This is a genomic window from Cutibacterium sp. KB22876, from assembly GCF_059728865.1.
Map to the genome: position 1 here is coordinate 259,069 of NZ_AP040858.1, position 22,459 is coordinate 281,527.

Below are 22,459 nucleotides of genomic sequence, written 5' to 3' on the forward strand. Positions count from 1 at the left end.
TGACGACGCGGGAACGATTCGTCCCCGCGTCGTTGTCGTTGGTAGACCTATCAGCGCGGCGGTTCCGCATGTGACGGTTCCGCGTCAGGCTGCCTTGAGGGCTTTCTCCACACCGTCCTCGGGCTTGCCCAGGACCGGGTCGCGGTGGGAGACGACGTCGATGATCATCTTTCCGCGCGCCCCGAACTCGCGGGCCCATCCCTTCCACCACACCTTGTCGTGAATCTGGGAGCGGTCAGGGGTGCCAGTGGCATCCAGGCCGGTCATCCGGCACGTCGCGACGGTACGGATCTCGTGGTAGTCCTGCGTCACCATGATGGCCCGGTCGACCCCGAAGATCCGTCGAGCCCGAACACAGGTGTCGTAGGTGTCGAGACCAGCGAAGTCCTCGACGATCCTGGCCGCCGGAACTCCCTTGCTGACGAGGTACGTCTTCATCACCTTGGGCTCGTTGTAGTGAGTCTCTCGATTGTCCCCGGACACCAGAATGACCTTAGCCTTGCCGCTGCGGTAAAGATTCGCGGCGACATCAAGGCGTCCTCGCAAATAGGCCGACGGGGTACCCGAAGGCAGCACCTGAGCACCGAGGACGATGGCGACGTCGCGCGGTTCGGTGTCAGCGACGTCATGAACCTTGCCGTATGACAGTGCCCCAGCCAGCGCCCAAGGCCCCAGCAGTGCAACAAGGGCAGCAATGCATGTCGACACGATCACAGTGCGAATCGGGTGTCGGCGGCACGAACTCACACTCCCACTGTATAACCCGTGTTTCACTCGCGGTGTCCAGCGACTGCAATGGTGCGGGGAAGCACAAAGAAGTCACCACAAGCACCACGTCGCCTATCCAAAACTCTGTCGCTATCCCTACCGCTTATCGCCTTTGCGGAGGATGGCCACTAGAAGGCCAATAATGATCACAAGAATAACGACGGCGACGATCAATATCGAGATAACCCAAGACTCACTCGACATCGATAATACATCCACGCGCTAGACCTTCTCTTCAGCTAGCAACCCAGCAGTAATTTTCATAAACATACGACGATCTAGTTCACCCTATGCTGTATAGCATAGCTGTTGCGTTAAAGTCCTTTACAGAGAGATCCAGAAATCGAACGAAACGTTCACGACCTATACGAAGGTACAGCGTTTCTTAGGGTGGTGTTTGACGGTATCCCTGCCGCCAAACACCACCCCGCAGTGATCACCGCCGATGATCCCGGTACCAGGTCACCAGGGAGGCCGTGGAGGAATCCTGGGACTCCAGGGCCTTCTCGTCACCGGAAACGGCCGGGGCGATCTGGAGGGCGAGCTTCTTGCCGAGCTCGACACCCCACTGGTCGAAGGAATCGATACCCCACACGACACCCTGCACGAAGGTGATGTGCTCGTACAAAGCGATGAGCTCTCCGAGGACCTTCGGGGACAGCTCGGAGGCCATGATCGACGTCGTCGGACGGTCTCCAGGGAAGACCCGCGCTGGCACAATGGCCTCGTCGGTGCCCTCGGCGCGCACCTCATCAGCAGTCTTACCGAACGCCAACGCAGCGGTCTGGGCGAAGAAGTTGCTGAGGAACAGCTCGTGGACATCGGTCTCGCCATCCCTGGCCGGGTGAGCCGGGTTGGCCACCGCGATGAAGTCGGCGGGAATGAGGCGGGTGCCCTGGTGGATGAGCTGATAGAAGGCGTGCTGGCCGTTGGTTCCCGGCTCACCCCAGAAGATCTCGCCAGTATCTGTGGTCACCGCCGAGCCGTCCCAACGCACCGACTTGCCGTTGGACTCCATGGTCAGCTGCTGCAAGTACGCCGGGAAACGGTGCAGGTACTGGGCGTACGGCAGCACGGCATGCGAGTGGGCCTTCCAGAAGTTGACGTACCAGATGTTCAACATGCCCATGAGCAGCGGGACGTTCCGCTCCGGTGCGGCAGCGGTGAAGTGCTCGTCGACGGCGTGGAAGCCAGCCAGGAACTCCTCGAATCCCTTCGGGCCGATGGCCACGGCCAGCGAGGTGCCGACGGCCGAGTCGACCGAGTAGCGGCCGCCGACCCAGCTCCAGAACCCGAACGCGTTGACGGGGTCGATGCCGAACTCCTCGACCTTGTCCAGAGCGGTCGAGACAGCAACGAAATGCTTGGCGACAGCTACGCGACGGGCCTCCTCGGTGTCCTCGATGGCACCGGCGGCGACCAGACCGTCAAGCAGCCAGGCACGCACGCACCGGGCGTTGGTCAGGGTCTCGAGGGTGGTGAAGGTCTTGGAGGCGATGATGACCAGGGTGGTCTCGGGGTCGAGATCAGCGGTCTTGACGGCGGCATCCGTCGGATCGATGTTGGAGATGAAACGGCACTCCAGGCCCTCCTGGACGTAGGGTTTGAGGGCCTCGTAGGCCATCACGGGGCCGAGATCGGAACCACCGATGCCAACGTTGATGACGGTGCGGATCGGCTTGCCCGTGACTCCCTTCCACTCCCCGGAACGGACCTTGTCGGCGAAGTCGTAGACCTTCTTGAGGACCTCGTGGACGTCGACGACGGCGTCCCCACCGTCAACGGTGAGGGAGTCGGACTCCGGGCGACGCAGGGCGGTGTGGAGGACGGCGCGGTCCTCGGTGACGTTGATGTGCTCTCCGGAGTACATGGCGTCGCGACGCTCGGTGACCTTGGTCTGGTCGGCCAGGTCGAGAAGGGCGTCACGAATCTCGTCCGTGAGGAGATTCTTGGACAGGTCGACGTGCAGGTCGGCGACGTCGAGGGTGTAGCGCTCGGCACGCCTCGGATCAGCGTCGAACAAACGGCGCAGCTTGTGCGGCCCGTCGACGAAGGTGGACCTCAGATCAGTGAGCTTTCCCCAAGCGGGAGTCCTCGTGGCATCAATGGGAGTCTGCATGTTCCCAGCCTAGGAGATGGGGTGGAACCCGTGTCATCGGCGCCTGTCACCAGGAGGTCTCGCCTATCATGTTCGCGATCGACCGAAGGAGGACGCGTGACCGCGAAGCATTGTCGGGCTCTGGCCCTGACGTCGGTTCTCGTCGCCTCCATGATGTCGATGCTGACCCCATCGGCATGTCCGATACAAACACCCTGGTCGACGTCAACAGCCTACGCCGTTCCTCCGGGAGCCACCCCACCCGGCGACCTGTCGATGAGCGCGACCCTCGACCGCTCAGACACCGTGAAGACCAAGGGAACCCTGCGTACCCAGACCGGACAACTGGTTTCAGGTGCTCTCATCAATCTTGTGGTGGATGGGAAGCTGCTCGCCGTCGCGGTGACGGACAACAACGGCACCTGGTCCAGTACCTTGCGGCTTCCGTCCTCGGTCCAAGGCGGGGACCATGAGCTGTCCGCGACGTTCGATGGTACTGGAGGGGTCGGGGCAGCATCGGCGCGCGGCACCTTTTCGATCACCCCGCAGGCCACCGTCCTGACAGCGGCTGTGAAACCGACGGTGGCGGCTCCCGGAGCGTTGCTCAACGTTAACGGGACGGTGACCCTTTCACATCGTCATCCCGTCACCGACAGCCAGGTGGCGATCTGGCTCGGCAATGACGGCGATGCCGCTCTCACCACTCCCACCGATCCGCACGGCAACTTCCAGGCCACAATCCAGGTGCCGTTGGATGTGTCGAATGGGCCTTTCACGATCACAGTCAAGCTCGTCGACTCCCGTTATGGGACCTCTCAGAAGACCTTGACGGTTCAGGTGAACGCATCGACGCCCACTCCAACCCCCAGCCCCACTCCAACTCCGACACCGTCATCTGCCTCCCCAACCCCGTCTCCCACACCGGCTCTCACTCCCGACGAGAGCGGGGAGTCGCAGGACGGCCGGATTCCGCAGATGTCCACCAGTCCAGTCCCCGTCGCGCAGCGCAACCTTCTGGATTCCTTCGGCGGGCGCAAGCCACTACTGATCTTCGCAGCGGTTCTCGGCGTCCTGGTACTCGGGGTTCTCGTCGGATCAATCACGCGCCATCACGGCAGACGGGACAAGGGCCGTCCTGAAACCGATGACGATGCCGATTCCCTCTTCGAGAACTGGGATCGGTCAGACCGACGCCGAGGATGAGTGCCGTCTCGGGGTTCTCAAGGCGTCAGACGAATCAGGCGTCCGCGTCGGCGACAACCTGCAGAACCGAACGGCAGCGCTCTCGCAGCGCCGAGACGACTCCGTCCTCGCAGGCATCCCCGACGAGGACGTCGTCCAGGCAGACCGCCAGGGCACCAGCTGCCAGCCAGCGACGCATTGCGTAGGACCCGATTCCGCCGCGCGGGATGAGGGCAGCCCCGGGTGCCATCCGGGTGAGGATGTCGCCGTAACTGGCAGAACCCATGTCAGCCGGGGCGACCTGGACGGCATCGGCTCCGGCACCCCATGCGGCCCGGACCTCAGTGGGCGTCAGGGCGTCAGGGGCGGCTGGGATGCCAGCTTGACGCAGGGCGTCGAGCAGGTCGAGAGTGGCGGCCACCGGGAGGGCGAAGGCAACCCTGTCATTAACCAGGCCCTGGACGTCGTCGACGGCCATGACGCCATGAACACCAATGACGGCACGACGACGGTAGATCTTGAGCACGGCGCGACGGCGGTCTGCGTCGGCGACGGGGAGGGTGAAGACGCGAACCTTCTCCTGAATCATGGCCTCGATCGGGGCCATAAGATCCGATGCCGGAACGTCGGGCAGAACAGCGATAACCTTGGACGACAGCACCTCGTTCGGGAACACCAGCCGACCATCGCTGGGGGCATCGATGGGACCAGACTCGTCAGTCTCTGCGCTCATGGGTCACATCATGCCGCATGTCGGCGTCGGCCCGGCGCCCACCGCCCGACAGGACACCTGGAGTCCAGGTGTACCGACAGGTTTTCGTCCACTGTGGAATAACTGAAGTTCGGTGACTGTTCCCCACATGTACGCCGGTGGCCGTCACTCGGTCACCATGAACGAAGGAGATTTCGCATGGCTGACACCGTGAACGTTCCAGCCCCTGCCGGGCAGACCACCACCAAGCTCGAGAACGCCGAGGCCGGCTTCAAGGCCTCCAAGACCCTCTCCGCGAACCTCCAGAAGGTTCTCGTCGACTTCATCGCGCTGGAGTTGGTCGGCAAACATGCCCACTGGAACATCGTCGGCCCGAACTTCCGTGACCTCCACCTGAACCTTGACGAAGTCGTCGGGATCGCCCGCGAGGGTGCCGACGAGGTGGCCGAGCGCATGCGTGCGCTCCACGCTTCCCCGGACGGCCGTCCCGCCGTGGTCGCTGCCAGCACCACCCTTCCTGAGTCCCCCCAGGGAGAGGTCCTGACCCATGACGCAATCAAGGTCATCACCGCTTCGATCGAGGCCGTGACCGGCACCATGCGCGAGGTCCACGACCAGATTGACGAGGAGGATCCCACCTCTGCCGACATCCTGCACGGCTTCATCCAACAGCTCGAGCAGCAGGCCTGGTTCATCAGCGCCGAGACCCGCACCCCGTCCGCGCGCTGATTCGTCGGTTCTCTTCCAGACAATCCATCGTTCAACACACCGCGGGCCCCGAAATGATCTCGGGGCCCGCGGTGATGTGTGTCATGTGGGGGTGTGAATCAGCGGTCCTGGCCATCCATGCGGGTGAGACACAGCTGGCGCAGCTGGGACGACAGCAATAGCCAATCAACCACGGGCGAACACGACCAACACCGGTCACGTCCGAGCCCACCACTACATTGGAAACCGTTCTGGCCGCCCCGATACGAGGAGACACCGTGCACCTGGCCGAAGCCCTTGACGACATGGTCGACGGTCGTGCCCCGGTCACCACCGACCGCGGGGAGCGCCAACCGGGCTGGGACTCCCCCGGTGCCCGTCCTCTCGACGCCGACATGGCCCTGGACCACATCGAGCGAGCCGTCGCCCGGGACGGCATCTCCATGTACGAGCACCAGGAGGAGGCGATCCTCGAGATCCTGTCGGGCAACCACGTCATCGTCACTACCCCGACCGGGTCCGGGAAATCCCTCATCGCCACCGCAGCCCACTTCGCCTGCGTGGCTGCGGGAGGACGCTCCTACTACACCGCCCCCATCAAAGCCCTCGTCAGCGAGAAGTTCTTCAGCCTCTGCGAGATCTTCGGAGCCACCAATGTCGGCATGGTCACCGGCGACGCCTCCGTCAACTCCGATGCCCCCATCATCTGCTGCACCGCCGAGATCCTTGCCAACATCGCCCTGCGCGAGGGTCGCCATGCCAACGTCGACCAGGTTGTCATGGACGAGTTCCACTTCATCGGCGACCCCGACCGGGGCTGGGCCTGGCAGGTGCCGCTGTCCGAACTCCCGCAGGCCCAGCAGATCGTCATGAGCGCAACCCTCGGTGACGTCACCGACCTGTCCGAGGGCCTCACCACCATCACTGGACGCCCCACCAGCGTCATCACCGGAGTCGTCCGCCCCGTCCCGCTGCAGTACTCCTGGTCAATGAAACCCGACCACGAGGCCATCGAGGAGCTCGTCGCGGAGCAGAAGGCCCCGGTCTACATCGTCCATCCGTCCCAGAAGCAGGCTCTGGAACGCGCCCAGTCCATGACGTCGATGAAGTTGGTGAGCACCGAGGAGCGTCATGCCATCGCCGCCGAGATCGCCGACTTCCGCTTCTCCAAGGGATTCGGCTCGACGGTGCGCAAGTTCATCACCTCGGGCATCGGGGTCCACCACGCCGGGATGCTTCCGAAGTACCGACGCCTCGTCGAAACCCTCGCCCAACAGGGCAAGCTCAAGGTCATTTGTGGCACCGACACCCTCGGGGTCGGCATCAACGTGCCGATCCGCACCGTCATGTTCACCTCCCTGACGAAGTTCGACGGTCGACGCACCCGAGTCCTGAAGTCCCGTGAGTTCCACCAGATCGCCGGTCGCGCGGGTCGGGCCGGATTCGACACCGTCGGCTACGTCGTCGCCCAGGCACCCGAGCACGTCATCGCCAACGAGAAGGCCCTTGCCAAGGCCGGAGACGACCCCAAGAAGCGTCGCAAGGTGCAGCGTCACAAGCCACCGGAGGGGTTCGTCAACTACTCCGAGGAAACCTTCACCAAACTCATCGAGTCCACCCCGGAGACCCTCCACGCCCGGATGAGGATCACCGAGGCGATGCTGCTCAACCTGCTGCAGCGTGACGAGGACACCGCTCGGGCGGTCCAGCACCTCGTCGACTCCTCCACCCCGGCCGTCGCCGAGCGGCGTCGCCTCTACCGTCGCGCCGTGCAGATCGGGCTGTCCCTGCTGCGCTCCGAGGTCGTCCACCGTCTCGACGAGCCCACCCCCGGTGGCCGCAAATTCGCGATGAACGAGGCCCTGCAGGATGACTTCGCCCTCAACCAGCCGCTGTCGGCCTTCGCCAGCGAGGCCGTCGCGACCCTCGACCCGGAGTCCCCTACTCACGCCCTCGACGTCGTCAGCGTCATCGAGGCCACCCTCGACAATCCGATGAGCGTCCTCATAGCCCAGCAGCATGCCGCGCGTGGCGAGGCCATCGCACGCATGAAGGAGGACGGCTACGACTACGAGGATCGGATGGCCGCCGTCGAGGAGATCGAGTGGCCACGCCCGCTCGAGGAGACCCTCGACGCCTTGTTCGAAATCTTCGCCCCAAGCCACCCGTGGATTCCCTCCGACGCCCTGCAGCCCAAGTCGGTCGTGCGCGACATGTACGAACGCGCCATGACCTTCGGCGAGTTCTGCGCCCATTACAAGGTGCAACGCAGCGAGGGTCTGGTGCTGCGCTATCTGACCGACGCCTACCGTGCGCTGCGTCAGACAGTCCCCGAGTCCGAGCGGACCGAGGAACTTGCCGACGTCATCTCCTGGCTGGGCGAGGTCGTCCGCTCCACCGACTCCTCCCTCATCGACGAGTGGGAGGAACTCACCCATCCCGTCGATGAGGAATCCGAAGAGGTCCGTCCGGTACGGACCTTCACCTCCAACCAGCGGGCCTTCACCGTCATGGTGCGCAATGCCTTGTTCCGCAAGGTGATCCTGGCCGCAGACGACGACTTCGAGGCCCTGGGAGCCCTCGAGCCCGACAGTTCTGCCATGACGACCAATGCCTGGGAGGACACCCTGGGCGACTACTGGGACGAGCACGACGAGATCAACGACGGCCCGGACGCCCGCGCCCCCGGTCTGTTCATGATCGAGAAGGAGTCGGGACGCCGCGACGCCCGGATCTGGTTGGTTCGTCAGATCATCGACGACCCTGCCGGCAACCACGACTGGTCGATCACCGCGACCGTCGACCTCGACGAGTGTGACGAGGCCGAGGACCTGGTACTTCGGACAAGGGCCTTCAGCCGGCTGGACTGACGGATTCCCACTCCACCACTCGCCCCTCGCGCAGGGTCGCAGGGACGTCGATGATCCGCTGGTTTCCGCTTCCCCGCCATGGCAGGGTGAGGGTGCGTCGTGCCAGCTGGAAAGGTCCGTCGACCAGGACGTCCACCTGGTCCAGCATCTCGGCCAGCTCTGGGTTGTGACGGGCCTGACGCAGCAGGGCATCCATGGTGAATCCGGACCATGCCCAGACGTCCCACCCCATTTCGTGGGCAGCACGGGACAACGTCGCGCAATCTCCAGGTTGACGACTCGCCTCACCGCCCGAGAGCGTCAATCCGGACGCCAACAACGACGACCTCATCTCGGTGATGATCTCCTCGACGTCGATCTCCTGGCCACCGCAGGGATCCCAGGTACCAGGGTTCTGGCATCCGGGACACTTCAGCGGGCATCCCTGCGCGAAGACCGTAAAGCGGATGCCGGGACCATCGACGATCGACTCCGGCTCGATCCCGGCAACCCTCATCCTCGCTCCGGTCTCATCCGTGCTTGACGCGGTCGCGGACCTCGGCCCGCTTGGCGTCGTTGAATCTGTCCAGCCCACCGACGAGGTAGCCGGTGATGCGGCGAATCCGGTCGAAGGACCCGGAATCCTCGTGACGGCCGCACTTGGGACACTCGTCGTCGATGATCCCGGTGTAGCCGCACTGAGGATCCCGGTCGACCGGATGGTTGATGGACCCGTACCCGATGCCGCTGGCAGCCATGTACCGCACGAGGGCCTCGAAGGCGTCGACGTTGCGTGCCGGATCGCCCGACAGTTCGACGTACGAGATGTGACCGCCGTTGGTGAAGGCGTGATAAGGAGCCTCAATGCGGATCTTGTCCGCAGCACCGATGTGGTACCAGACCGGCACGTGGAAGCTGTTGGTGTAGTACTCCCGGTCGGTGACTCCCGGGATCGACCCGTAACGCTGACGGTCCATCCGCACGAATCGTCCCGACAGTCCCTCGGCTGGGGTGGCCAGGGCCGAGAAGTTCAACCCGGTGCGCTCGGCGGCCTCGTCCATCCTCTCTCGCAGGTGACCGACGATCCGCAAGCCGAGCTGCTGGGCCTCCTCCGACTCACCGTGGTGGACACCGACCAAGGCCGTCAAAGTCTCGGCCAGCCCGATGAACCCCACCGACAGGGTCCCGTGCTCGAGCACCTCGGCGACGGCATCGTCAGGCCCCAAGTTCTCCGAGCCGATCCAGACCCCCTGCCCCATGAGGAAGGGGAAGTTTCGCACCAGCTTGTGGGACTGGATCTTGAGCCGGTCGAGCAACTGGTCGATGACGAGGTCGATCATCCGGTCGAAGGAGGTGAAGAAAACATCGACGTCGTGGTTGGCCTCGATCGCCAGCCTCGGCAGGTTGATCGAGGTGAAGGACAGGTTCCCGCGTCCCCAGGTCTGGGCCTGCGAGGGGTCATGGACGTTCGACATCACCCGGGTGCGGCAGCCCATGTAGGCGATCTCGGTCTCGGGATGGCCGGGCACGTAGTACTCGGCGTTGAACGGGGCATCCTGGAAGGAGAAGTTCGGGAAGAGGCGCTTGGCACTCACACGACAGGCCAGCCGGAACAGGTCGTGGTTGGGGTCGTCGTCGTCGAGATTGACACCCTTCTGCACCCGGAAGATCTGGATCGGGAAGATCGCGGTCTCCCCGCCGCCCAGACCGGCTTCGGTGGCCTCCAGCAGGCAATGCATCACCATCCGCGCCTCCGGGCTGGTGTCGGTGCCGTAATTGATCGACGAGAACGGGGTCTGCGCCCCGGCTCGCGAATTCATGGTGTTGAGGTTGGCGATGAGGGCCTCCATCGCCTGGTAGGTCTGACGACGCGTCTCCTCGACAGCCTGGCGACGGACTCTGTCGGCGACCCGGTCGGTGTCGTCAATGAGCCCGGCGAACAGTTCCGCCAGCTGCTCCTTCTCACGGGCCAGCGCGGCGGCATCCGGCTCCAGCACCCACCCGGAGGCCGCCTCGCGCACCTCGTCGAGATGCTCCTCGTCACCACCGAGAACCTCGAAAGTCCTCGTCAGACCGATTTGGGCGGCCTTGACGAAGGTCTTGGCGACCCCCGGCGCCATGTCTCGGTCAAAGTTCGGCACCGCCTGGCCACCGTGTTGGTCATTCTGGTTGGACTGGATCGCGATGCAGGCCAGGGCCGCGTACGACCCGATCGATTGCGGGGTTCGCAGCACGCCGTGGCCGGTGGAGAAGCCGTGCTCGAAGAGATCGGTGAGGTTGATCTGGCAACAGGTGGTCGTCAGGGTGAGGAAGTCGAGGTCGTGGATGTGGATGTCCCCGTCACGATGGGCGGCGGCATGGGTGGGGTCGAGCACCTCGAGCAGGTTGAACTGCTTGGCCGACTCGGTTCCGTAGCGCAGCATCGACCCCATTGCGGAGTTGCCGTCGACGTTGGCGTTCTCCCGCTTAGCGTCAGCCTCCTCGGCGGAGGCGAAGGTGATCTCGCGCAGGGTGCGCATGAGGGCGGACTGCTGGTCGCGGGCGACGGTGCGACGCTGACGGTAGAGGATGTAGGCCTTGGCGACGTCGTCATGTCCCTGATCCATGAGGGCCTTCTCGACGAGGTCCTGGATGGCCTCGACGTCAGGGGTGTCCTCACCCATCTCGCTCAGTCGGGAGAGCACCTCGAGGGCGACCTCGGAGGCCAGGAGTTCGGGGGCGTCGATGCCACAGGCGACGAAGGCCTTGCGGACGGCCTCGACGATCTTCGTCGAGTCGAATCCGATGACCCGTCCGTCCCTCTTGCGGATGGATGCTGGTACTGCTCGCTGCTGGCTGATGGACACCGAATGAAGGGTGGTCGACATGCTCTCTCCTCGAAGCAGCGCACGGGTGGAGCAGGTTCGCCCCGGGTCGTCCCGCGCGCCCGTAGTCGTACCGGGTCGCTGACCCGGGCACTGGCAGGTCTTCGGACTTCAGGGCTTTCCGTCGCCAGACGGGTTCCTACCGAGCGACGCTTCCCAGCCGGATGGCCAGTGCGTGTGTCGCCGTCGTTCCCTGTCACCGCTGCGGGGCAGTTCCGGTTTCCCACCGGATTCCCTCTTTCCTCCCATCACCGCCAGATGTCGAGAAACCCCTACATCTGGTGCCTCGCGATGAGAACCAGCACAAGATGAAGGGTATACGCATCTCGACGCATCCGCGCACCCGCCCCCTCGTCTCGCCGTGGCGGGTGCGCTCCCCCGCGATCAGAGCCAGTTGCCACGCCCTTCGGATCGCACATCAGGCTGGCATCATGGACACACGCCAAGGGAAAGGACACAACCCATGGAGATCACCAGCACGTCCATCAAGGAAGGCCAGCCGATCGCCCTGGCCTACGCCCACGCCGATGCGGGCGGCAAGAACGTCAGCCCGCAGTTGAGCTGGACGCCCGGCCCGGAGGGCACCAAGTCCTACGCGATCACCATCTACGATCCCGACGCCCCCACTGGTTCCGGCTTCTGGCACTGGATCCTCGCCGACATCCCGGCCGACGTCACCTCCCTCGACGAAGGCGGCCCGCTGCCCTCCGGCGTGCGCGAGTGGACCAACGACTACCAGGAGGACGGCTACTCCGGCGCCTGCCCGCCGCCCGGACCGGCCCACCGCTACATCCACACCGTCCATGCCATGCCGAGCGAGCATCTCGACATTCCTGACGACGCCGCCAACGTCCAGGTCCGCTTCGCCATCCACACCAGCGAGCTGGACTCCGCGTCGATCACCGGAACCTTCCAGCAGTCCTGACGATGACCAGGGCTGCCAACCGACCTCGTGGCAGCAAACACGAACAGGCGCCGTCGACCACGTGTCGGCGGCGCCTGCTTGACTGGCGTCGTGAAGCTTCGGCAGACATTGCTCACTCTCCTCGTCGCCGTCGGTCTGGTATCGATGCCGCTTTCCGCCAGTGCCGAGTCAGCAACCCCCACCCCGACGACCACCAGCACCAGCTACGCCAGCGGATCCGCGGACTCTCCCAAACCTGCCGCACCCATCACCCCCGGAGCAGGAATGGGCTGGGGCTCAGACCCGGTGTCCTCAGAACACGCATCCCAGATGGAGTGTGCCTCCGTGATGTTCGTCGGCGTTCGCGGCTCCGGGGAAACCCCTCCCTATGGCGAGACCATCACGTCGATCCGTGACGCTGTGGCCCAGAAGTGGAAGGGCAAGGGAACTGTCCGTCAGGTCTACCTGGACTATCCTGCGGCTGACCCTCACACCCTGCAACAAGCATCGATGAGCAGTCTCCTCTTCGACGCAACCATGCCGTCGACGGAGTACTTCGACTCTGCGGCTCTGGGAGCCAAGAAACTCACCGCCCTCCTCAACGCCGAGAAGAAGCAGTGCCCCAAGGAATGGGTCATCCTCGCCGGTTTTTCCCAAGGCTCCCAGGCCATCACCCAGGCCCTCGCCCAGACCGACACCCCTCAGCGCCTGGCAGGTGCCATCCTGGCCGGGAACCCAGACCACTACCCAGGGCAGAACGTCCAGGAACTCAGTGGAGATGCCGACCGGTCGGCCATGGGAATGGCTGCCATCCTCTACTACTTGCGAGAGCGCGCACATGCGACCCCCGGGGCCAACCGTGACGCCCAGATGCGGGCCATCATCAAGGCCACCCTCAGTCTGAGTCAGGAATCCCTTGATCAGAAATCTCTGGACGCTGACATGGTCAAGGCCGAGGCGGCGATCCCTCCCGAGGCCTACCCGGAAACCTATTCAGTGTGCTTGAAGGGTGATCCCGTCTGCGACACCGCGCCAGCCCTGACGCGCATCCTCACCCTGCAGTCAACCTGGCAGGACGAGCTCAACCAAGGCCGTCCCGTCCACATGGGGTACACCCGAAGCGTCCTGGAGGCTTCCCTGAATCGCATTGCCCAGCGCGCGAATGCCGTGGGAGCCGCCGAGGCCAAGGGTGCTCCCATCCCCCATGGACAGACGGTGACGGTCGCGACTCGCGAATGGTGCCCGTTGCAGATCGCAGTTGCGGTCGGTGCCGGAGTGCTCGGTCTGGCACTGGGCTGGCTCCTGGGACGAGCCGGACGACGTCGTCAGCGTCATCACCGCTGGCACTGAGACCTCACAGCTCGAAGAACCACTGCCCAGTAGTCAGCACGCCGATGACGTCGGCCAGCAGAAGGCCTCCAAACGCAGCGAGCATCGCTGAGATACCGCGATGAAGCGCGACGGCGTGGTCCTCACGGATGCTCGTCACCACTCGGGTGACGCGGTCAGGCCCACCGATGAGGTAGGCGATGACGAGGACGATGAGCAGGCTGTGACTGCAGACAACCCAGATGAGGGACTCGGCGACGGCCCAGCTGACATGCGGAAGGTGCGCGGCATGGACGAGCATCGCCCAGAATGCCGGGTCGATGAGCGAGGACAGGCCCACCAGGAGTCCACTGACGGCCAGAGCCCCGGGCGCCGTCGAACGCGGTGCAGCTGAGGTGTCCTCGTCCAGTTCCTTCGTCGCCGCCCCGGGACGCAGTCGCCATGCCGCCCAACCCAGGAAGGCCACGCCAAGGATCGCCACCAACCACACCCAGACCAGGTGCGGAACATGTAGTCCATGAATTCCCAGCCGGGCGAGCAAGGCTCCCAGACCGAGCACTCCGGCAACCCCGAAGATGGCGGAGGTTCCCACCGAGGTGAGCAACACCATGACGACGCCGCGACGTCTGACGCCCAGACCGAGGGCTGCCAACAGCACGAAGGACCCCAGGGGGTCGAAACCGGCGATGCCCAAGGCGAAGGCCGCGGCGAGGAAGGACAGCACGGGGCAAGGCTACTCGGTACGCAGGCGACGCCCCGACGGCCCCGTCATGACGCAGCGGGACAGGCTCGATTTCACTTCGATTCCCAATCCGTGCTACCGTCTCCGAGTTGGGTCCGCCAGACGGACCCGATGCGCGAGTGGCGGAATGGCAGACGCGCTGGCTTCAGGTGCCAGTGTCCCTTGGGACGTGGAGGTTCAACTCCTCTCTCGCGCACAGCGATCAAATGGTCGGTGACTAGGTGAAACTCCTAGTCACCGACCATTTGGCGTCTCAGGGCCAAATCAGCAAAACGGGGTGGAAACGGGCAGATCCACGGTTTCTTATCGCACGTAGATCGCACGACAGCACGAAACCCGGACCGGTGCCCCTCGGACACGTGGGAAGGAACCATGGCCAGAAGATCCAGCAGGCGGAGGAGCTTCGGCTATCTGCGTCGGTTGCCCAGCGGGAACGTGCAGGCCAGCTACGTCGGCCCCGACGGTCAGCGGCACACGGCCTCCTCGACGTTTGTCGACGAGGGCTACGCCCAGGGTTGGCTCGCCGACGAACGCCGGCTCATCAGTGACGGCCGGTGGACCCCTCCGGCCGTGCGTCAGGCCGAGCAGATCGCCCAGGCCGCCCGCGAGGACGCCATGGTCACCGTCGAGCAGTGGATCGACGTCGTCATCGAGCGACGGCACAGCAGACCCCACCGTCCGTTGTCTCCCACCACCGTCGACCTCTACCGCAAGGACGCCAGGCTGAGGATCACTGGCACCGATCTCGGCCGCAGGAAACTCGACCACGTGAGTCGGGCCGACGTCGTGCGGTGGTGGGACCAGCTGCCCAGCACGCCGACAACCAATGCCAGGGCTTACCAGCTGCTGAGCTCGGTGATGAAGGAGGCCCTCGACGACGAGCTCATTGAGGTCTCTCCGTGCCATCCCAAGGGAGCGAGCAAGCCCAGGCCCCGGCACTCAGCCGCCACGGTGGAGGCTCTCAGCGCCGACCAGACTCTGGCATACATGCGGGCGGTTCCCCAGCACTACCGGGTGGCGCTCATAGTGGCCGCCTGGTGCGGACTGCGTTCCGGAGAAGTCCGGGGCCTACGCCGTCGCGACGTGGACCTCAGGGCCAAGGTCTTTCACGTCGAGCAGGCCGTCAACAGGGTCAGGGTCGACGATCACCACTTGGACTGGCAGTACGGCGACGCCAAGACCGATGCCGGCTTCCGGATCGTGGCCATGCCTTCTCAGCTCATCGACCCGATGCGAGCCTGGTTGGCAGCCCTTCCCGTGCGTGGCAGGGACGCCCTGGTGTTCCGCGCCCGCGACGGGTCCCACCCGATGGCCTCGTCGGTGCTGTGGCAGGCCCACCACAAGGGGTGCCTGGCCATCGGCCGACCGGAACTTACCGTTCATGATCTGCGGCGCACGGCCGCGACCCTGGCCGCTCAGGGCGGGGCCACCACCGCCGAGCTCATGCGGATGCTCGGCCACACCACCGCCGCCATGGCCATGCACTATCAGATGACCTCGGTCCATGGGGACAAGGAGCGTGCAGACAGGCTGACCCGCACCCTCCGGCAGGCCGAGATCCGTCAGCAGCAAGGAACAGAACCGACCGCACAGAAGTAGACGGTTCTCCCATCATTGTTGACGGGATCAGGATCGAGGACTCGTCGCCAACAGCATCTCTCTCAAATCCACTGACGCTTCCATGGCCGGGCATCTGGAGAAGATGAGCAGCGTGATCTTGACCGACTGGATGTTGACCAGTGTTCGTAGCTGAGGGCAGTCGGGCTAGGTCTGCCTTTGGCGGGGTTGCCCTGCTGGACCATCGTGCTGGCGAGGTCCACGACGTACTGCTCGATGAACGGGGAGGTCGGCGTGGTCGGGGTAGACCTCCACGCATCGGGTAAGGGTGTGGTGGTCAGGAGCCATGCGACCGGGTAGCGCATCTGAAACTCCGCGACGAGGTCGCAGAGCACCGCGGCAGCTTCGGCCGGACCGGCCGATGAGGGTGCGGGATCTGCTGCAGGTGTCGGCATCACGGTGGGGAACTTCCGACGGCCATGAGGCCAAATTCCCGGGCCCGCGGGGATTTCAGCCTCCTCTTGGAATGGAACGCTCGAATCGACGAAGACGGCTTCCTTGATCTTGTCTCAGCGAGATGGATCATCCTTCCGATGCTCATGCATGAGTGGGGCACGGCGGATCACTGAACCGCCAGATAATCCTCAGGGGCGCGAGCACCACCCTGAGGACCTGCCAGGAGCGACATGACCCTTGGGGTACCGGGTCGGGTATTTGAGGGGCTCATAGAGGCCATGAGGGGCCCTGGAACACCATCGAAGACACCACGCAGCGCCCCACGGGCTCCGGACGCGAGGAATCCTCCATGAGGACGGCGACAGGGCCGTTCAAGTCATTGTCGCAGCACCGCACGGCGGACACCCGTGTCGAGTGCTCGCACGAGGTGCTCGGAACTGACCTGGTCCAGGGGTTCCGGCCCGTTGATCCGGAACCGAGATGTACCACTGCGTACCACTACGTACCAGACAAAAATCGGTCAAGTGGTACATCCGCAAACCGCGCCATGACAGGCTCAAGTAGGATCTAAATGGGGTTTGTACCACTTGTACCACTGAAAAAGACTTTATATACATGCGCGAGAGACCTCTTACTGAGTACTCCCTATCCTCTTCCTGTGTTCGACCTGTGTCCCTCGATGTACCACATGTACCAGAGAAATCTCACTGAGTGAGTTACCCCCTATAGATAAAGTTGCGATTCAGTGGTACATCGGATTTTGGCCAAACTCTGCCGCTGACAAGGGATTATGGTGTGCGGTCCATGTGGTACATCATGTGGTACATCCTGGCCCTCGATGGGGGTTCGAGCACCATTGTTGAGTCAGGGCGACTCAGCTCTGGGGGGCTTAACCGCTCTCCGGGTCGTCACACCTGAGTCAGCCGCGCTCAACTCCGGTGTTTCTTCGGTCGTCGTGGATCCACCTCGATCCGGGCGGCCGAGCCCGGATCCGCGGACCGGTGAGCCTCGCGTCGCCTGGTACCGGAAGTCCGCGGGCGATGGTACGTGCGGGCTACCTCGATCCTCGTCATGTGAGGCTGGGCCGGTGGGACGTCAATGCGAGATGCGAGACCGGGACCCAGATCCCTTGACTGAAGATCTGGAGTCTCGGTCTGTGTCTGCCCACATGGACATCGCTGGTGACGACCGCCGAGGTGTCGGCCATATCGGTGTGGCCCAGGACACCGGAGCTGGTGCCGTTCATTGTCGAGTTCGGTGATGATCACGGGCCGTTCGCCGGATTCGTGGGATCCTGTGCAGCGCATTGACTTTCGTACCCTCGTCTTTGAGATCGGGATGGGAGAGAGATCGTCCATGGTCGCGAAGGTCTGCGTCGTCCAGCCACGGCGGGCGCACAACAGGTCGAGCAGATCGGGAACCGGTGCGAGGCGCTCGGCCCGTACATCTCCCACGCCAGGCCGGACTCCCGGCTCAGCGCCGGCGCACGCAGCGGCCGCAGTTCGGGACGTTCGCGCTCCGATCGCACCGGCGAGGTGCCCATCACCACTCCCGAGCAGCGCGACGAGATCCGGTCCTGGGCCCGCGAGCAGCCCGAGTTCAGCCGGCCCCGTCGGCACCAGTACACCGTGACAACGGACTGGTGATTCATTGACACGTTGGCGTCACGGTGGAGCAGAGATCGGGCAAAAAAGTGACACGCCCGTGACACAACATTGCCGCTGTGGTGGTACGGGCGTGTCGTTCCGATGACGGTGCACTGTCACGACGCTCGAGCGCGGCAGCGGTATGACGTCGACGTGACGGATCATTGCCACGTCGTCGTCACATACATGACACATGGTTGGCAGGCGGGTGCCACGGTAAGGCGTTGGATAGCTCATTGCCATCGGCGTGACGCCCGCGTGGCGTCGTCTCAGCAATGATGTGGCAATGACGTGACACCCATGTGGCGATTAGTTGTCACGACTGGTGCGGGCGCTCCGACCCGGCGGCGTTATGGCAATGATGCGGTATTCCGGTGTCGTTGTAATGCCATACCGATGCGCGGCTCGCATCCGCTGGCAGCCGTGACATCGGCGTGCCAGCAGAACTGCACTGGTCTGTCATTTGATTGGCACTGATACGGCAGGCGGATGCCGTTCCGGCGTCGTCGTCGTGGCGCTGCGAGTCCGCCGGGCCCGGGTGGGATCGGGTTGTCCGTCGGGTGGGGCCGAGCTGTGGCCATGACACGACAGTGCGGTGTCACGGCATTGCCCCGTACCGATGTCACGACCGCGTCGCCGACACCTCGGTGGCGACCTGGCTGGCGTGCCAGGACTCGGTCTCGGAGTCGCTGAGGGCGCTCATCCGGGAGTCCATCGAGCGCGACGGCTATCTGGACCTGGCCAACCGGCCGCTGGCCCAGCAGCCGCGCAAGGGCCGGCCTCCGGCCGAGCCCGCCGGGACGGCTCCGGTTGTCCAGGCTGCCCCGATCCCTGTGGTTGACGGGTCCCAGGATGCCGAGGAGACCGACGAGATCGAGTCCCCGGCCGCATCGACATCGTCGCCGGCCCCCTCCCGCCCCGATCCGGATGCTGAGTCCGATGACGTCGAGCGACCGCCGGCCACCGACGGCGACGACCAGGTCTCGGACATTGGTATTTCCGAGGCGGGAAAACAGTTCAGTGTCGATGACATCAATGAGCTGCTGCGGTCCTCGCGCCAGTGATCTCGCATCTATTCATTCTCATCCCATTCCTTCATTGACGCCCGGAAAAGCAATTCACACTCATGAGCGACGACATCCTTCATCTGGTCGGCGGCATCGACGTCGGCAAGGGCTATGTCAAGGCCTTGGTGGCCGACACGGATCTGATGACAGAGGGCACCGACGCGATCGACGAGATCGACATGCCCTCGGCGGTGGTCTCGACCAGCCGGTCGGTGCCCAAGGTCCCGGTGCCCGACGAGGAGGCCCTGACCCAGTTGGGCGACGGTCCCGAGGGCGACGACTTCTACAACAGGCTCGACGCCTCGTTCACCGAGTTCGAGGTCCTCAGCACCCACTCGAAGGCCGACCAGGAACTGTCCAAGGTGCTCGTGCTGGGCGTCTTCGCGGCCAAGGCGCTGCGCGACCACGTCCGCGCCCACGGGTCCCTGCCCGACCACGAGCTGTCGGTGGAGGTCCGTGCCGGGCTGGCGTTGCCCATCACCGAGTACGTGGCCCGCCGGGCCGCCTACGCCACCGAGTTCACCTCAGGGGTCCATCTGGTGACGATCAAGAACTTCGCCACACCGGTGTCTGTACGCCTCCGGTTCACCGACGTCCAGGTGATGGCCGAGGGCGCGTCGGCTCAGCTCGCCATCACCGACAAGGGCGAGCCGCTGGCGGACCTGCTGCTGGCCGACCTGCGCTCGCGGGAGCCCGGTGCCCTGGAGGGCGTCACCGCCGCCGACCTGGTCGCCGTCCAGAACACTGTGGGCGTCGACATCGGGGAGGGCACGACGAACTTCCCGTGCTTCTCGGCCGGCCGGTTCAACGCCGAGGCCTCAGCCACCCTCAACTCCGGCTACGGCACAGCCCTGGTCAACGCCATGGAGCGCATGAGCGAGTCCGACCCGACCCTGCAGTTCTCCAGCCGCAAGCAGCTGGCCGACTTCCTGGCCCATGAGCCCTCCCCGCTCCAGCGGGGCCGGTGGGACAGGGCCCAGGGCTACGTCATCGAGGAGTCGCGCTACCTGGTCTCCGACATCGTCAGCGCCTTCACCGACGTGCTGGCCCAGGCCGGGGCGACCACCGAGGCCGTCTACTTCTACGGCGGGGGTGCCGGACCCATCAAGGAGTTGCTGCACCCGGCGCTGCTGGAGACGGCCGGCGATATCCCGGTGCTCTACCTGGACTCGCGGTACTCCCGCCATCTCAACCGGGAGGGGTTGTACCTCATGGCTTCGGCCCTGCAGCGGGCGGCCACCACCAAGAAGAGCTCATCGCGGAGGAACGACTCGGTGGTGGTGTGACCCCATCACATCCAGGGCGCTGAGAGCTCTGACCGGACCAGTCAGACGATGACGACCCACCGGCATCCGCCGGTGGGTCGTCTTGGGAACTCAGCGCCGATCCGGAAATTCACGAATCCTCGCCTCTCCGATCTGTATGTATCCACTGGCCAAGGTGATCTCCGATCCAGTCCTGCATAGCCACGGACCCTGCCGTAACAGCCAGGTCTGTGTCGTCAATCCTCCCGGCCTGCGGGTCCACATGGGTCGCCGCGGCCTGACGATCAAGTTCGGCAAGATGCTCTTTCATCTCGAGCAGGCTGAATGCAGCCTCTGGCCAGGACACCGTCAGCCCCAGGGCCTCGGCCCGCGTCTCGTACTTTCTGCGGTACTCATCGCAGGGATGGGTCGCCGAGATCATGAGCGTGACCGGGTCCTGCGCGCGGCAGCACAGCAGTCCGTTGCGATATGAGTCGAGGTCCTGATAGATGTCCTGGACGAGCCGAGTCACCTCGGTGGCCCGCCAGGCCGCCAGTTCCTCGGGCACCGCGGTGCCCTCGAGCAGACGGGTGGCGAAGTCGAGGGACACCCCGAGCTCAAGCGCCACGTCGTTGGCGCTCACTCCCTGCTCCGTCAGCTCGACTCGCAGGAGATCCAGAGTGGCGACAAGAGAGTCCTCGGAGGCCTGGAGGGTCGTCGCAGCCGATATGAACAGCCTGGCTCGTGGGGTCATGGTGCTACGTTACAGCTCAGGTTGGTCATGGTCTTCGAGACCACGGCTCGGAACTGAACGCTGTGCACGGTGACTCTCGCGACCACGTCATAGTTGGCTTTTGTGTTCTTCTTGCAGGGATTCGTCGCTACCGCAGTGGCAACCCGCGAATATGGACCGTTCAGTGATGTGTACTCACTGATTTTGTGCATGATACCAAGTGATGTAATTTTCGGATTTCCTTGCCGAAGGTCAACATGAATAGAATGCCTATAGAGGTCGTTTGGGGCGGCTGTAGATTTACAGCTGGACTGAGCGCCCCATTCCAGACGATTCTTGATAATCTGCGGATTATGGAACTTTTCCTGTGCAAATACCAGCATCAAAGTCTGCGCTTCGTGCGGACGCCCCAGAATACGAGGAACTGTCGTCTGATCCGATGACCCATGAGTGATTGTCCGAGATCATCATGTAGCCATCATGGGACTCCGCACGAGCATTGGCAACGTCCACACCAGCATCACGAGCCGCCGAAACGAGTGCGACCGGAGCAGCTTCTATACCTCTAGTTGTACTGACCGGGTACGTTGGTCAAGCGTGAGAAGGGCGGCTGGTTCCCGCAAGCGGTGTGGGGCCGGTGGTGGTTGTAGTAGTGCAGCCAGCCGTCGAGTTCTCCGCGGCGTTCGGTCTCGCTGGTGTAGCAGCGGGCGTAGGCCCAGCCGTCGGCCAGGGTGCGGTGGAAGCGTTCGATCTTCCCGTTGGTCTGCGGCCGATAGGGCCTGGTGCGCTTGTGCCGGATGCCGAGCTCGTGGCAGGTGTCTCGCCACAGGTGTGAGCGGTACGCGCCGCCGTTGTCGGACAGGACCCGCTCAACGGTCACCCCGCGTGCGTTGAACCACTTGACGGCCCGAACGAGGACCGCGGTGGCGGTGAGGGCGGTTTCGTCGTCGTGGATCTCGGCGTAGGCGACGCGGGAATGGTCGTCGATGACGGTGTGGACGTAGGCCTTGCCCATCAACGGGTCGCTGTACTTGTTCTTGGGCTTGCCCGGGGTGGCGGCGCGGTTCTTCTCGCCCTGCTGGCGGCCGACGTAGCGCCAGCCGCCGCCGTCGGGGATGTTGCCGAGCTTCTTCACGTCGACGTGCAGCATCGCCCCGGGGTGGTCGTGCTCGTAGCGGCGGACCGGCTCCCCGGTTGCCCGGTCGACATGCGAAAGCCGGTTCAGGTGCGCGTCGACGAGGATCCGGTGAACCGTCGACGGAGCGATCCCCAGCCGGCAAGCGAGCTGCACGGGTCCTTCTCGAAGACGGAGACGGAGCTGGATGCAGCGCTTCGTCGTCTTCGCGTTGGTCTTGTTCGGCGAGTGATGCGGCCGTGACGAGCGGTCCTGCATCGACTGGCCGGCGCGATAGCGGTCGGCCCAGCGCTTCACAGTGGGCCAGGAAACCTGGAACCGGGCGGCGACCTCGCTGATCGGCCAGCCCTGGTCGACCACGAGCTGGCCGACGATCAAGCGGTGGCGCGGGGTCAGTGCTGCGTTGGCGTGGAGCAAGAGCGTCCCCTTGGAATAGACGGAGGGGGCCGATAGCTCGACCCCCTC

General features: G+C 64.3%; 16 protein-coding genes, 1 tRNA gene and 1 riboswitch. Of the genes, 9 read left to right on the plus strand and 8 right to left on the minus strand.

The genetic code is table 11. The features are described from left to right. Window positions 1-84: 84 nt before the first annotated feature. Both AC6I1W_RS01205 and pgi read right to left on the minus strand, forming a co-directional pair. Complete coding sequence (locus tag AC6I1W_RS01205) at window positions 85-714, minus strand: SanA/YdcF family protein (RefSeq protein WP_117189738.1); 630 nt, start codon at window positions 712-714, stop codon at window positions 85-87. A 490-nt stretch (window positions 715-1,204) separates the two neighbouring features. After that, on the minus strand, window positions 1,205-2,887 hold the full coding sequence (gene pgi, locus AC6I1W_RS01210; RefSeq protein ID WP_284950889.1) for a glucose-6-phosphate isomerase: 1,683 nt from the start codon (window positions 2,885-2,887) through the stop codon (window positions 1,205-1,207). Between the two features lie 96 nt (window positions 2,888-2,983). On the opposite strand from pgi, the gene AC6I1W_RS01215 reads away from it, so the two are divergent. Then, on the plus strand, window positions 2,984-4,069 hold the full coding sequence (locus AC6I1W_RS01215; protein ID WP_117189740.1) for a hypothetical protein: 1,086 nt from the start codon (window positions 2,984-2,986) through the stop codon (window positions 4,067-4,069). A 34-nt stretch (window positions 4,070-4,103) separates the two neighbouring features. Here AC6I1W_RS01215 and AC6I1W_RS01220 read toward each other — a convergent pair whose 3' ends face one another. Next, window positions 4,104-4,781, minus strand: coding sequence for a bifunctional 4-hydroxy-2-oxoglutarate aldolase/2-dehydro-3-deoxy-phosphogluconate aldolase (locus AC6I1W_RS01220; RefSeq protein ID WP_284950890.1), 678 nt, complete (start codon window positions 4,779-4,781; stop codon window positions 4,104-4,106). Window positions 4,782-4,958: 177 nt separating this feature from the next. Between AC6I1W_RS01220 and AC6I1W_RS01225 the strand changes: the two genes are divergently transcribed. Continuing rightward, window positions 4,959-5,489: a Dps family protein gene (locus AC6I1W_RS01225; RefSeq protein WP_021108007.1), complete on the plus strand. Its 531-nt coding sequence runs from the start codon at window positions 4,959-4,961 to the stop codon at window positions 5,487-5,489. Window positions 5,490-5,746: 257 nt separating this feature from the next. After that, window positions 5,747-8,338, plus strand: a complete 2,592-nt coding sequence (locus AC6I1W_RS01230; RefSeq protein ID WP_284950891.1) for a DEAD/DEAH box helicase — start codon at window positions 5,747-5,749, stop codon at window positions 8,336-8,338. On the opposite strand, the gene nrdG is transcribed toward AC6I1W_RS01230, so the two are convergent. Both nrdG and AC6I1W_RS01240 read right to left on the minus strand, forming a co-directional pair. After that, window positions 8,322-8,834, minus strand: coding sequence for an anaerobic ribonucleoside-triphosphate reductase activating protein (gene nrdG, locus AC6I1W_RS01235; RefSeq protein WP_284950892.1), 513 nt, complete (start codon window positions 8,832-8,834; stop codon window positions 8,322-8,324). The genes AC6I1W_RS01230 and nrdG overlap by 17 nt on opposite strands. A gap of 13 nt (window positions 8,835-8,847) precedes the next feature. After that, on the minus strand, window positions 8,848-11,184 hold the full coding sequence (locus AC6I1W_RS01240; RefSeq protein WP_284950893.1) for an anaerobic ribonucleoside triphosphate reductase: 2,337 nt from the start codon (window positions 11,182-11,184) through the stop codon (window positions 8,848-8,850). 75 nt (window positions 11,185-11,259) lie between these two features. Next, a riboswitch (cobalamin riboswitch) is annotated at window positions 11,260-11,470 on the minus strand. A gap of 174 nt (window positions 11,471-11,644) precedes the next feature. Here AC6I1W_RS01240 and AC6I1W_RS01245 point away from each other — a divergent pair. Both AC6I1W_RS01245 and AC6I1W_RS01250 read left to right on the plus strand, forming a co-directional pair. Beyond that, window positions 11,645-12,106: a YbhB/YbcL family Raf kinase inhibitor-like protein gene (locus AC6I1W_RS01245; RefSeq protein ID WP_284950894.1), complete on the plus strand. Its 462-nt coding sequence runs from the start codon at window positions 11,645-11,647 to the stop codon at window positions 12,104-12,106. A 264-nt stretch (window positions 12,107-12,370) separates the two neighbouring features. Next, on the plus strand, window positions 12,371-13,435 hold the full coding sequence (locus AC6I1W_RS01250; protein WP_284950900.1) for a cutinase family protein: 1,065 nt from the start codon (window positions 12,371-12,373) through the stop codon (window positions 13,433-13,435). Between the two features lie 4 nt (window positions 13,436-13,439). Here AC6I1W_RS01250 and AC6I1W_RS01255 read toward each other — a convergent pair whose 3' ends face one another. Then, window positions 13,440-14,138 carry a hypothetical protein gene (locus AC6I1W_RS01255; protein WP_016666328.1) on the minus strand — a complete coding sequence of 233 codons (699 nt, stop codon included), beginning with the start codon at window positions 14,136-14,138 and terminating at the stop codon, window positions 13,440-13,442. Window positions 14,139-14,269: 131 nt separating this feature from the next. Here AC6I1W_RS01255 and AC6I1W_RS01260 point away from each other — a divergent pair. From AC6I1W_RS01260 to AC6I1W_RS01275, 4 genes are all read left to right on the plus strand, one after another. Beyond that, window positions 14,270-14,352: transfer RNA gene (locus tag AC6I1W_RS01260), tRNA-Leu, on the plus strand. Window positions 14,353-14,528: 176 nt separating this feature from the next. Next, a complete protein-coding gene (locus AC6I1W_RS01265; RefSeq protein WP_117189747.1) occupies window positions 14,529-15,755 on the plus strand; it encodes a tyrosine-type recombinase/integrase in 1,227 nt (408 codons plus the stop codon). A gap of 2,527 nt (window positions 15,756-18,282) precedes the next feature. Continuing rightward, entirely contained in the window at window positions 18,283-18,879 is a 597-nt protein-coding gene (locus AC6I1W_RS01270; RefSeq protein ID WP_284950896.1) for a hypothetical protein, read from the plus strand. Between the two features lie 62 nt (window positions 18,880-18,941). Continuing rightward, complete coding sequence (locus AC6I1W_RS01275; RefSeq protein WP_462553560.1) at window positions 18,942-20,168, plus strand: ParM/StbA family protein; 1,227 nt, start codon at window positions 18,942-18,944, stop codon at window positions 20,166-20,168. A 109-nt stretch (window positions 20,169-20,277) separates the two neighbouring features. Here the strand turns inward: AC6I1W_RS01275 and AC6I1W_RS01280 are convergent, their stop codons facing one another. Both AC6I1W_RS01280 and AC6I1W_RS01285 read right to left on the minus strand, forming a co-directional pair. Beyond that, window positions 20,278-20,880 (minus strand): XRE family transcriptional regulator, encoded by a 603-nt coding sequence (locus tag AC6I1W_RS01280; RefSeq protein ID WP_065673667.1) that lies wholly within the window; start codon window positions 20,878-20,880, stop codon window positions 20,278-20,280. Window positions 20,881-21,424: 544 nt separating this feature from the next. Next, window positions 21,425-22,411: an IS481 family transposase gene (locus AC6I1W_RS01285; RefSeq protein ID WP_202726018.1), complete on the minus strand. Its 987-nt coding sequence runs from the start codon at window positions 22,409-22,411 to the stop codon at window positions 21,425-21,427. Between the last annotated feature and the right edge of the window lie 48 nt (window positions 22,412-22,459).